Below are 12550 nucleotides of genomic sequence, written 5' to 3' on the forward strand. Positions count from 1 at the left end.
TTTATGCCTTCAAAGATTAACTATTTATTAGGAATATTTCTATCTATTTTAGTTTTAATTTCACATAAACCCGTTTTCGCTATAAATAATCCAAATCTCTTACCAGAAGAAAAAACACCAGTAATTGATTTAGCTAAAACATTAAGCCCTAATCAAAAAAAATCTTTAGAGGAAAAGCTAAACAATCTAGAAATTGAAAGTGGGTGGAAAATTAAATATTTATCTCAGTTTGAGAGTTCACCTGGTAGCGCAATAAAGGACTATTGGGATTTAGATGAGACAAGTTTGTTGATAGTTGCGGATCCTAGAGGGGGAAATTTGCTGAACTTTAACGTGGGAGAGGCTTATTTTAATTTTATGCCAAGGTTATTTTGGGTTGAACTTCAAACAAGATTTGGCAACCAATACTATGTTAAAGATCACGGTGAGGATGGTGCAGTACTAGATGCAATTGATTCAGTAAAGATTTGCCTCGAAAGAGGAGGATGCCAAGTTGTCCCTGGCCTACCCAAAGAGCAATATATCTGGACTTTATGTACATCTATTCTTGGAGGTTTAGTAGCAGGTTTTGCATCTGCTCCAAGAAAAGAAGGTCAAGTCATATCAATTGGATTTTTAGCTCTTCTTTCTCCCTTATGGGGAATGTTATTTGGAATTTTTGGTTTGGCACCGATAATATCCAGGACAAATGATTTATTACCTTTATTTAAAAATGGTTTAGCTTTTACAGCCGCAGGAATTGCGGGTTATATGTTGTCTCAAACATTATTTTCAAGATATGAAAAGCCCAAAAATACTTAAAATATAAACAAAAATATCTAATTCTAAAAAAATTTATCTTCTTCACGAATTACACCAGACTCTGAATACCATCGATGAGAAACATGACTTAATCCCTTTTTTTCAAACTCAATCCATGAAAAGTTAATTAGTAATTTCCCATCTTCATCAGTTTTATATCTTGGCACCACAGCAGTGTTGAAATAAATTGTTCCTTTAGTATCAATTTTAAACATCTCTCTTAATCCAAGATTTCTTTTAAGCCGGTTGTGCATATGACCAAAAATTACAAGATCAACTTTTCTTCTCTTTTGTATTTGAGAAATAGCTACAGACAAATCTCTATCTCCCCAATCTAATGAGGGTAATTTCCAGTCTTTTCCACAAATGCTTTTAGGTTCTGAACCTAAACCCGAGGGGCCAGCATGAGACATAATTATTAAAGGTATATCTTCTACAGTCTTTTCCGAACATTTGATAATTTTATTTATTGAATCTTGTTCGGTGATAGGTCCATAAACACCTTTAACTTCTTTCGAAAGATAATAGCCGCCGCCAGAACTACATGGTCTAGCAGACAACAAATTTATTTGATTATTAACAACTTTCAAATCCCATGCAGAATATTTTTCACCAAGAACACGTATCTGCTTTGAGAGAGTTTCCCCTGTAGAATCTTTCCCTCTATCATGATTTCCTAAAATCACAAAAGTAGGAATTTTGATCTCATTGATTTTTTTAATTATTTTGACACTCCCATCAGAAATATCACCAACAAATAAAACAATATTTGGTTTGATAATCGATAAAACCTTCAAGTCTAATTCAGACCATTGACCATGACAGTCACCAACAATAGCAATTTTAAAATTTGTCAGAATTTTTTCTGTTTAAAGGCATATAATCTATTTAGAGATATTCTAAATCCTGACCAGTATAACTTCTACTGCAAAACAGAAATCAGTTCAAAATGAAGAGGATTTGATTTCTGAAATAAAGGAGCGTTGCAAAAAAGCTAATGCAATTATTCTTGCGCACTATTATCAAGCTCCAGAAATTCAGGAAATTGCAGATTTTATTGGCGATTCATTAGATCTATCTAAGAAAGCTGCAAATAATGATGCTGATATAATAATTTTTTGCGGAGTGCACTTTATGGCCGAAACCGCAAAAATACTTAGCCCAAATAAAACAGTCCTATTACCAGATATTGACGCAGGATGCTCATTAGCAGATGATTGTCCCTCAGATAAATTTCAAAAGTTCAGGGAAGAAAATCCAGATCACTATGTAGTAAGTTATATAAATTGTACTGCAGAAGTAAAAGCTCAAAGCGATCTGATATGTACAAGCAGTAATGCAGTCTCATTAATTAAGAAGATACCTCAAGATAAAAAGATAATATTTGCACCAGATCAGAATCTTGGGAGATGGGTACAGAAAAATTCTGGAAGAGATCTTAAATTATGGCCTGGCAGCTGCATTGTTCATGAATCATTTAGTGAAGAAGCACTTCTAAAATTAAAATATCAAAATCCAGGTTCAAAAGTAATTGCTCATCCTGAATGTAGTCAAAATTTACTAATTCTCTCAGACTTTATTGGATCAACAAGTAAGCTGCTTGATTTCGTAAGTAAAGATACATCTAAAACTTACATGGTGTTAACTGAACCTGGAATAATCCACCAAATGAAGAAGAAAGAACCTAACAAAAATTTTATTGAAGTCCCCGACATAGAAGGTTGTAAATGTAACGAGTGTCCATATATGAAATTAAATACCTTAGAAAAAATTCTTGATTGTTTAAAAAATAATTCCCCGTCTATCGAACTTGACCCAGAGATAATAAGAAGAGCCTATGTACCGATAAAGAGAATGCTGGATATGAGTAATTAATTTAACGCAAATACCTGATCTTTTTTATTAATTTTTAGGAATGCATTAAGGTTTGTAGTGTTTGGATTAAATTCACTTATCTGATTATTTCTTTTAATTATATTTACTAGCTCTTTTTCACCAGCTCTATATTGTTTATCTTTTCTAGTTCCAATCTCTTTTTGGAGAATAGGGTTGATATTCATTTTTACTTCTATATCTGGAATAATTCCAGATTTGTTTATATCAGTGCCGTTAGGAGTTAAATACTTGGCGACAGTAACAGTTAGACCTGAACCATCAACTAAAGTTCTCATGGATTGAACTAGACCTTTACCAAAGGTTTTCTTCCCAACTAATTTTCCTCTTTTGTTATCTTTTATTGCACCAGAAACTATTTCACTAGCACTAGCAGAACCCTCATTAACCAAGACCACTAAGGGCTTTTCTGTTAGAGCTTGACCGTTTCCTTTTTTCGTTTCTTTTAAACCATCTTTACTTACTGTACTTACTATTACTCCCCTGTTAATGAAGTGCCTTGAGATATCAATGCTTGATTCTAATAAACCTCCTGGATTACTTCTCAAGTCAAGAACATATCCTGCGACTTTTTTTGTTTCTAAATCCTTAATAGCATCTCTAGTTTCTTTTGATGCATTTGCATTAAATTGTTTAATTCTTACATAGCCAATTAATAATCCATTTTTGGTTTGATTGACTTTACTTGATACAGATTTTATTTCAATTTTTTCTCTTGATAAAGTCTTAAAAAAGGATTGAGAACCTCTAAGAATTTCAAGCTTTACTTTAGTACCTCTTTGTCCTCTTATTAATTTCACGGCATCCTCAATATTCATACCTTCAGTAGAAATATCATCTATAGATAATATTTTATCTCTAGCTTTAATACCAGCATCAAATGCAGGGGTACCCTCTATGGGAGAAATAATTATTAAATCATCAGATTCTTTATCTTTAACTATTTGGATACCAACACCAGTTAACTCGCCAGAGGTATCAATTCTCATTTGATTAAATTCCTTAGGTTCTAAAAATCTTGTATAAGAATCATCTAAATTAGAAAGCATATCTCTAATTGCATCATATGCTTCATTGCTGTCAGAATATGTTTTTGATAAAGCTTCTTTTCTTATATTAATCCAATTGGACTTTTGAAATTTACCAGTTGAGTCAAGAAAATCTCTATATACAATTTGCCAAACATGATCAATCACTTCTTTATAACCATTATTTAAAACTGTTGCTTCTGCAAAGTTATTTAAAAATAGCCCAGAAAAGGTTGTCGCAAAGAAAATTATAAATTTTTTTTTAACCAATTTTCTTATCTTCAAAGAATTCGATATTTTTTATTATAAAAAGAATTTATTTATATTTTCAAAAACTTGACAAATCCTTAAGGATTAATCCACTTCCCATCATCCTTAATAAGTTGGATTAAAGCATTAACCCCCTCATCTTCAGGTACTCTTTTTATCTCTTCTTTTCTTCTATATAAGGCAATAGTTCCTTTACCTTTCCCAACATAACCATAATCAGCATCTGCCATTTCACCTGGCCCATTAACAATACATCCCATTATTGCTATATCTAGACCTGTTAAATGTGAAGTGGCGTTCCTAACTTTATCTACAACTTCTTCTAGATTGAAAAGTGTTCTCCCACAACTAGGACAACTGATGTATTCAACCATTGTTTTTCTTAATCCCAAAGATTGCAAAATTGAATAGCACACTGGTATTTCCTTTTCTGGAGCTTCTGTTAAGGAAACTCTGATGGTATCTCCTAATCCCTCTGCTAAAAGCGTTCCAATTCCAGCAGTACTTTTAATCCTTCCATAATCACCATCACCAGCTTCGGTCACTCCCAAATGTAAGGGATAGTTATAGCCTTCTGAGTCAAGCCTATCTGCAATCATTCTGTAAGCTGCCATCATGACCGGAGCTCTGGAAGCTTTCATAGAAATAATTATGTTATGAAAATCAAGCTCATCACAAATTTTGACAAACTCCATCGCAGATTCTGTCATTCCTAATGGCGTATCTCCATAAGTAAAAAGCATCCTCTCAGATAAAGACCCATGATTAACGCCAATCCTTAAAGCTTTGTTTTCAGCTTTTAAAACTTCAACTAAAGGGGTAAATCTTTTAAGTATTGTTTGCTTAATAGTTTCAAATTCCTCATCTGTATATTCAGTTCTTGTAGGGTCTGATTTTTCAAACACAAACAATCCAGGATTAATTCTTACTTTATCGACATGTTTTGCAACTTCCATTGCAATTTTCATACCATTATGGTGAACATCAGCTACCAAGGGGGTGTTGATATTATTTTCTAATAATTTTGCCTTTATATCTCCTACAGCTTTGGCATGTGCTAAGGAAGGAACAGTTAACCTTACTATTTCACAACCCACATCATGAAGTCTTTTGATAGCTAAGTAAGCATTTTCGACATCCATCGTATCTTCATTTATCATCGACTGAACTCTTACTGGATAATCACTTCCAATAGCTATATCACCAACCATTACTGTTCTAGTTATCCTTCTCTCAATATGAGTTGAATATCTTTTGGAGAGACTATTAACCTCTTTTGATTGAGTTAATGACATTAAAATTCTTGATATTCAAAAAGGATTTCACTAAATTATACGGCATATAGTTTACCCCTTACATTCTCAAGGTCTTTCAAAGTTAGATGGTAAGGTTTATTGATTTCTTTTGAAGGAAATCTCAACAAATAAGATGGATGAAAAATTACCATAATTTCTCTCCCATCTTTTTTAATCCATTGACCTCTTAAATTACTTATAGGATCTTTAACTTCTAAAATAGCTCTCATAGCAGTTGAACCAGTAAGTAATATAAATTTTGGATCAACAAGCTTTATTTGCTGTAATAACCAAGGTTTATGAATATTAATTTCTCTAGCAGTGGGTTTTCTATTATTTGGTGGACGACATTTAATTACATTACAAAAATAAACATCCTTCTTATAGTCAATCCCAGCATGTATTAATAATTCGTTTAATAGCTTCCCAGATTTACCCACATAAGGTTTTCCTTCTAAATCTTCCTGTGCTCCAGGTGCCTCACCAATTATTAACAAATCTGCAAATACACTTCCTCTCCCAATTACTAACCTTTTCACCGAAAATAAAACTTTAAATATTTTTATCTTAAGAACTCAAAACATGAAAATAAAATAGATTAAGAAAATGAACTAAATTAAACCATTGTGTGATAGTTTTATTTATTCTTAATTTATGCATTTGTCATTCTTAAAAGTCATATTTGAAAAGTCATAAGTCAATGATTCAAGTTAATTTATCTGATCGGGCACTTTCAATTGAGCCTTCTCTTACATTGCAGATAAGTGCTAAAGCAAATCAATTATCTGCAGAAGGAGTGGACATTTGCAATTTAAGTGCAGGAGAACCTGATTTTGATGCCCCAAAAGAAGTTATAGAGGCTACAAGTAAAGCTATATTTGATGGATTCACAAAGTACGGGCCTGCAGCGGGTAATTTGGATCTCCGAAAAGCAATTGCAAATAAACTTCAAATTCAAAACGATTTAAATTATGAATTTGAAAATGTAATGGTCACAAATGGTGCTAAGCAGGCAATATATAATCTTTTCCAAGTCTTTTTAAATGCTGGAGACGAAGTTATTATTCCTTCTCCATATTGGTTGAGTTATCCCCAGATGGTTAGATTGGCCGGTGGGGAGCCAGTTTTTACAAATTCTTCTGCTGAAGATGGATTTAAAATAAATATAAAAGACTTGAAGTCTAAAATCTCTTCAAAAACTAAATTTATAATTATCAATTCTCCTAATAATCCTACTGGAAGAGTTATGTCAAAGGAAGAATTATTACAAATTGCCGATTTAGCTAGAGAAAATCCAAATATCAATATTCTTTCTGATGAGATTTATGAACTAATCATTAAAAAAGAATTTAAACACTACAGTTTACCTTCATTAGCAAATGACTTAAAAGATAGGATTTTTATAATAAATGGGTTTGCGAAAGGATGGGCTATGACTGGCTGGAGGATAGGTTATTTAGTAGGTCCCAAAGATGTAATCAAAGCATCCTCAGCATTACAAAGTCAAAGTACAAGTAATGTTTGCTCTTTTGTTCAAAAAGGTGCTTTAGAGGCTTTAAAAATTAATAATGAGTTTTTCTCAATGATAAATAGCCATTATGATCACAGAAGAAGACTTCTCTATGAGGGCCTTAACAATATAAATGGGACTTATATTGAAGAACCTAATGGAGCATTTTACGCATTTCCAAAATTACCTAACTCCTCAATTACTTCTATTGATTTCTGTAATAAAGCTCTTCAAGATTACGGATTAGTTGTTGTACCTGGAAAAGCTTTTGGACATGATCAATGTATTAGGATATCTTGTGCAGCTTCAGAAATTAAAATAAAAGATGGACTACAAAGGATTGAAAAAGCAATCTCTGAATACTATTAATTAAATTAAGTTATGTTTAATTTAAAAAATTTTCTACTAAGTTCATCTCTATTATTTTCTATTTTTTTATCACCTGTATTTTCAAATCCCAAATTTTTAAAAGTTGGAGCAATACCTGATCAAAACCAAGATGTTTTGGACAAAAGATTTAATTTATTTTCAGAAGAATTATCCAAACAACTTGATGTAGAAGTTAAATACATTCCTGTTATTAATTATGTTGCAGCAGTAACTGGATTTAGAACTAAAGATTTAGATTTAGTTTGGTTTGGCGGTTTATCAGGAGTTCAAGCCAGACTACAAACTCCTAATTCAATTGTCATAGCTCAAAGAGATATCGATAAGGAATTTAAAAGTGTTTTTATAGTAAACAAAAATTTAGAACTTAACCCAATTTCAAACATTAAAGGACTTAAAAAACTAAAAAATTTGAGATTTACTTTTGGCTCTGACAACTCAACTTCTGGAAGATTAATGCCAGAATATTTTTTAAATCGAGCAGGGGTTGAAATTAAACACTTTAAAGGTGAAAAAGCAGGTTTTAGTGGTAGTCATGATGCCACTATAGCTTTAGTTAATAGTGGAGCATTTGATGCTGGAGCTTTAAATAAACAAGTTTGGGAAAACAATCTTAAAAATAATCCCAAAAGAACAAGTAATTTAGAATTATTCTGGATCACCCCAGAATATGTTGACTATCATTGGGTAGCTCAAGGGGATCTTGAAAATAGATTCGGAGAAGGGTTTATAAATGAACTTAAATCAGTAATTCTAAATTTAGATATAAATCAAAATTCACATAAACAGATTTTAGATATGTTCAATGCAAAAAGATTTATAAATGCAGAAGCAAAACAGTATAAAAATATAGAGGAAATAGGTAGGAAATTAAATAAAATTAGATGAATAATACTCTCTTAGAATTAAAAAATATATCTTATAAATACAAAAATAATCTGATTCTAAATAAAGTAAATTTAAAAATAAATTCAGGGGAGAAAATTGCACTTTTAGGTAAAAGCGGCTCAGGAAAAACTACACTTATATCAGTACTTAATGGCACTATCAAGCCAACTCAAGGTGAGGTTAAATTATTCAATAAAAGTTTTGAGGAATTAGATAGAAAGCAGAAAAGTAAGATATCAACTATTTGGCAAGATTTAAGATTAATAGAAGATCTCTCTGCAGAACAAAATGTTAATTGTGGACTACTAGCGGAAAACAATTTTTATTTCGCTTTTAAAAATTTGCTAAATATGAGTTCTTTTAAGAAGGCGCATAAATATATGCAATTATGTAGACTTCATAACTCTGTTTACGACAAAAAAATCAGAACACTATCTGGGGGGCAAAAACAAAGGGTGGCTGTAGCTAGATCATTAATTCAAGGATCAAATATATTACTTGCAGATGAGCCTTTTAATAATTTAGATCCCAAATTGATAACAACAATTAAAAACCTTCTGCTAGAAAATGTAGATAAAAATAATACAAAAAAATCCCCAAAGACGGCATTAGTTGCATTACATAGATTAGATTTGCTTAAGGATTTTGATAAAGTTATTGGAATAAGGGATGGTAAAATTTTTTTCAATATTAAAATAAATAACTTAAAGAAGCTTCATTTAGAAAAAATATATTAATTAGTTGAATAAATTAAAATTAAACTATACCTCATTATCTTTTCTTCCAATTTTGGTATGCATACCTCTAGGGTATCAATTAATAAACAATCTTCATTTTGGAGGATTTAAATTATTCCAAGAATTTTTAATTTCTGCATTTAATCCCAAGATCGATAATGAAATTATTATTACCGTAATTAATCGATTAAATGAAACTATCTTAATTGGTTTTTTTAGTTGGTTAGTAAGTATTATTTTTGGAGCAATTTTTGGAATAATATCCTCAAATATTTTTTATAAAATCTTTAATATTCCAAATTTTTTCTACAGCATGATAAGGTTTTTTCTAACAATAATTAGATCTATTCATGAAGTGGTTTGGGGAATAGTATTAATGCAAATATATGGCATAAATTTTTCAATAGGAATAATAGCTATATGTATACCTTATATTGCCGTAAATTCAAAAGTTTTTGCTGAACAATTAGAAACTATTGACTACAAAAGATTTGAATCTATAAATCAAATAAATGCACCTAAATTTTCATCTTTATTAACTATAGTATGGATTCCAATAATAAATACATTTAAAAACTTTGGTTTATATCGATTAGAGTGTTCAATAAGAAGTACAGTGATTTTAGGACTTTTTGGGATAGGAGGAATAGGTACTAGTATTTTTTTATCTTTCCAGACTTTGAATTTTAGGGAGTTATGGACTTATTTATGGTCCTTATCAATTTTGATAATTCTTTCTGGATTAATATTCAAAAAAATAAAATTTAATACTAAAAATAAAATCCTATCTATTTTTTTTATTGCAGTTTTTTTCATAACAATTTTATTTTCTTTTTCATATTTTCTCTATTTTATTTTTAATAATAATTTTGAAAATTTCAATTCCGTTAGTTCTCTATTTAAATCAAGCTCAGATTTAGGATTATTTGATTTCTTAAAACTTATATTAGAAACAATAATTTTAAGTCTCTTATCGACAGGAATCGCGATTAGTTTGCCTCCAGTAGTAATAGGAATTTTTAACAACAATACTTCTAAAATTTTTATAAAAATTTTTGCATTTTTATTACGTTTAATACCTACACCTGTAATACTTCTAATTCTATTAACTTTTAATAATCCTTCTTTATCTTTAGCAGCTTTAACATTAGGTCTTCACAACGCAGGCATTACAAGCAAATTACTTTTTACAAATCTAGAAAGCCAAGACAGGGGAAATTACATTGCAATGAAATCTCTAGGAATCTCAAAAAAGACTAGTTGGCTTTTAGGTTTATTTTCTCAACAAGCAAAAAGTTACTTAGCATATTGCGCTTATAGATCTGACATTATTATTAGAGAAACTGCAATTGTTGGGGTCATTGGAAGTGTTGGTCTAGGTTGGCAATTGCAAGAATCTCTAAGTTCCTTCGCATGGCAAGAAGTTACAATAGTATTGATAGCTTATAGCTCCATTGCAATAATTGGCGAATTAATAAGTGGTAAAATCAAAAATAGTTTAGCTTGATTTGTAAGAATAATTTGTTGAATCAAGTAATTATTTTTTTCCGGTTATAGTGAATAGTTTACCAAAACAGCTAGTTGTAATTGGAGATAGCTCAGTTTATGGATGGGGAGATAATGAAGGTGGCGGATGGTGTGAAAGGCTTAGAAAAGATTGGTGCAACAACCAAAATGGGCCAGTAATTTATCAACTTGGCATAAGGGGAGATGGGATAGAAAAAGTTTCAACTAGATGGGAAAAAGAATGGTCATCTAGAGGAGAAACTAGAAGAAATAAACCTAAAGCAATCCTGCTTAATGTTGGTCTTAACGACACTGCAGCAATTGGTCAGAAAAACGGAAGACATCAATTAGATATAGATGGATTTGAATATGGATTAGAGAGACTTATTAATGAAATGCACTCTCAAACAAATGTCTTTGTTATTGGTTTAACACCTGTTGACGAAAGCAAAATGCCGTTTGCAGGATGTCTATGGTACTCAAATGATTTTTGTAATTCTTATGAAAGGAGAATGGAGGAAGTATGCCTCAATCAGAGTGTCCCATTTCTTCCTACTTTTAGAGAAATGTACTCTGATAAAAGGAGTAAAAATTGGATTACGCAAGATGGGATTCATCTAAATTCCGAAGGTCATTTCTGGCTTTTCCAAAGACTGAAGAGCTGGGAGATTCTTACAAAATGGAAGGAATCCTAGGCCTTTTCAAATATTTTTAATTTAAAAAATATGAATATAAAATAAGAGCAAACATAGCAAAAATAGAAGCAATACTTGTCTGAATAGCATTCACCAATTCATTACTTAATTTATATTTGTTTTGAAATTTAGCACCAATAATACTTTCAGAAAGTGTTGCCAAGAATCCAGAAACTACAACAACTATAAAATGATATTTTGTAGAAATAATTGATAGACGAAGCATTATAAAAGCCATAAATATTGATCCCAAAACACTAGCTAATGTTCCTTCTATACTTATTCCTCCTTCAGTTCCTCTCTCAACCTTTTTAAGTGAAGTAATTAAATATGTCTCTTTACCAAATCTTTTTCCAATTTCACTGCCAAAAGTATCCGCCAACTTTGCAGCAAAACTTGCAGCAAAACCTACTTTAAACATCACTACGTTTGCAGCATTAAATTTGGTCATAATGGCAAGAAATAATCCTGTAGCTGCAGAGCCCCATACATTCTCAGGACCTCTTCTCCCGTCTCTTTTTTCAGCTATACCTTTTTCTTTTTTAAATTTAAAACCTATTTTGGTAACGAGAGATCCAAATAATAAATAAATTACAACTGACATCCATCCCTGCCAAGACAAACATCCCCACAAAATTGTGCCTAAAATTCCTGCACTTATCCAACCACTTTTTGTCATCAAAGGAATCCTGCAAAATATATAAATCAAAATAAAATTAAAGCAAAAACCTATAAAAAATTGATTTCTAATTAAATCCATATTTATCTAATGCCTTAATTTTAAATCAATTCTCCACTGATTTAGAATTGATGATGCGTTAATACTAGCCGTTGAAGTTCTTAAGATAGTGTCGGAAAGTTTAACAAAGGTAACATTACTTTTATTAAAAAAATCAATTTCTTTAGAGGACCAACCTCCTTCAGGGCCAACTACATTCCAAAAAGTACCTCCTTTTTTATTTACAAATTCTTGTTGTTTTCTTAACCATTGATTTAAGTCATAACTAGTATCTTCTCTAGTTATGGAAATTGAAACTCTTTCTTGATTATTTCTACTTTTTAGCCATTCAATAATATCCATACCATTTAATATAGATGGTTTCCATAATCTCTCACTTTGCTCAACTGATTCTTTGATTATTGAATTCCATCTCAAAAGTTTTCTAGAAAAATTTAATTTTTTGTTTACCTGTCTTTCTGAAAATAATGGCTGTATAAAATCAATTCCTATTTCAGTACACATTTTTAAAATATCCTCAAAACCACTTTTTGGTATAACCACGGCTATTCCTAATAAGTAAATTTCTTGTTCTTGAAATAAGTAAGGTTTTTTTAATTGAATTATTTCTAAACAATCATTTTTAACTTTTATAGCTTTCCATAATGAACCCTCTCCGTTAGCTATAAATATTTCTTTACCATTTTTTATCCTCATTACTTTATTTAAATAATGAGCCTCTTCTTTAGAAAGTTCTAAGTTTTTGTTCTTAATATTTTCAATTCTTTCATGGGAAATAATTAATCTTGTTAAGTCTTCCAT

13 protein-coding genes are annotated in these 12550 nt (G+C 30.8%); 7 read left to right on the top strand and 6 right to left on the bottom strand.

The window, feature by feature from the left end:
* The first annotated feature begins 3 nt into the window (after positions 1–3).
* Complete coding sequence (locus EU98_RS06640) at positions 4–801, top strand: methanol dehydrogenase (protein ID WP_032515312.1); 798 nt, start codon at positions 4–6, stop codon at positions 799–801.
* A gap of 23 nt (positions 802–824) precedes the next feature.
* Here EU98_RS06640 and EU98_RS06635 read toward each other — a convergent pair whose 3' ends face one another.
* Positions 825–1598 (bottom strand): TIGR04168 family protein, encoded by a 774-nt coding sequence (locus tag EU98_RS06635; RefSeq protein ID WP_032515314.1) that lies wholly within the window; start codon positions 1596–1598, stop codon positions 825–827.
* A 118-nt stretch (positions 1599–1716) separates the two neighbouring features.
* Here EU98_RS06635 and nadA point away from each other — a divergent pair, with 118 nt between their 5' ends.
* Entirely contained in the window at positions 1717–2676 is a 960-nt protein-coding gene (gene nadA, locus EU98_RS06630) for a quinolinate synthase NadA (protein WP_072165444.1), read from the top strand.
* Here the strand turns inward: nadA and EU98_RS06625 are convergent.
* The 3 genes from EU98_RS06625 to EU98_RS06615 form a co-directional block, all read right to left on the bottom strand.
* Positions 2673–4007, bottom strand: a complete 1335-nt coding sequence (locus tag EU98_RS06625; protein WP_032515316.1) for a S41 family peptidase — start codon at positions 4005–4007, stop codon at positions 2673–2675. The genes nadA and EU98_RS06625 overlap by 4 nt on opposite strands.
* Positions 4008–4069: 62 nt before the next feature.
* Complete coding sequence (gene ispG, locus EU98_RS06620) at positions 4070–5287, bottom strand: (E)-4-hydroxy-3-methylbut-2-enyl-diphosphate synthase (RefSeq protein ID WP_032515317.1); 1218 nt, start codon at positions 5285–5287, stop codon at positions 4070–4072.
* Positions 5288–5322: 35 nt separating this feature from the next.
* Entirely contained in the window at positions 5323–5826 is a 504-nt protein-coding gene (locus tag EU98_RS06615; RefSeq protein ID WP_032515318.1) for a uracil-DNA glycosylase, read from the bottom strand.
* Between the two features lie 161 nt (positions 5827–5987).
* Here EU98_RS06615 and EU98_RS06610 point away from each other — a divergent pair, with 161 nt between their 5' ends.
* The 5 genes from EU98_RS06610 to EU98_RS06590 are packed head-to-tail and all read left to right on the top strand — an operon-like array spanning position 5988 to position 11010.
* On the top strand, positions 5988–7166 hold the full coding sequence (locus EU98_RS06610; RefSeq protein WP_032515319.1) for a pyridoxal phosphate-dependent aminotransferase: 1179 nt from the start codon (positions 5988–5990) through the stop codon (positions 7164–7166).
* 12 nt (positions 7167–7178) lie between these two features.
* Positions 7179–8072, top strand: coding sequence for a putative selenate ABC transporter substrate-binding protein (locus EU98_RS06605; RefSeq protein ID WP_032515320.1), 894 nt, complete (start codon positions 7179–7181; stop codon positions 8070–8072).
* Entirely contained in the window at positions 8069–8809 is a 741-nt protein-coding gene (locus EU98_RS06600) for an ATP-binding cassette domain-containing protein (RefSeq protein WP_032515322.1), read from the top strand. The genes EU98_RS06605 and EU98_RS06600 overlap by 4 nt, the downstream gene beginning before the upstream one ends.
* A gap of 4 nt (positions 8810–8813) precedes the next feature.
* Positions 8814–10316 (top strand): PhnE/PtxC family ABC transporter permease, encoded by a 1503-nt coding sequence (locus tag EU98_RS06595; protein WP_032515323.1) that lies wholly within the window; start codon positions 8814–8816, stop codon positions 10314–10316.
* 49 nt (positions 10317–10365) lie between these two features.
* Positions 10366–11010 carry a GDSL-type esterase/lipase family protein gene (locus EU98_RS06590; RefSeq protein WP_032515325.1) on the top strand — a complete coding sequence of 215 codons (645 nt, stop codon included), beginning with the start codon at positions 10366–10368 and terminating at the stop codon, positions 11008–11010.
* 16 nt (positions 11011–11026) lie between these two features.
* Here the strand turns inward: EU98_RS06590 and EU98_RS06585 are convergent, their stop codons facing one another.
* Both EU98_RS06585 and EU98_RS06580 read right to left on the bottom strand, forming a co-directional pair.
* Complete coding sequence (locus EU98_RS06585) at positions 11027–11770, bottom strand: TIGR00297 family protein (protein ID WP_032515326.1); 744 nt, start codon at positions 11768–11770, stop codon at positions 11027–11029.
* A gap of 6 nt (positions 11771–11776) precedes the next feature.
* Entirely contained in the window at positions 11777–12550 is a 774-nt protein-coding gene (locus tag EU98_RS06580) for a 16S rRNA (uracil(1498)-N(3))-methyltransferase (RefSeq protein ID WP_032515328.1), read from the bottom strand.

Source organism: Prochlorococcus marinus str. MIT 9314 (assembly GCF_000760035.1).
In the GTDB taxonomy this organism is placed as follows: Bacteria; Cyanobacteriota; Cyanobacteriia; order PCC-6307; family Cyanobiaceae; genus Prochlorococcus_A; species Prochlorococcus_A marinus_B.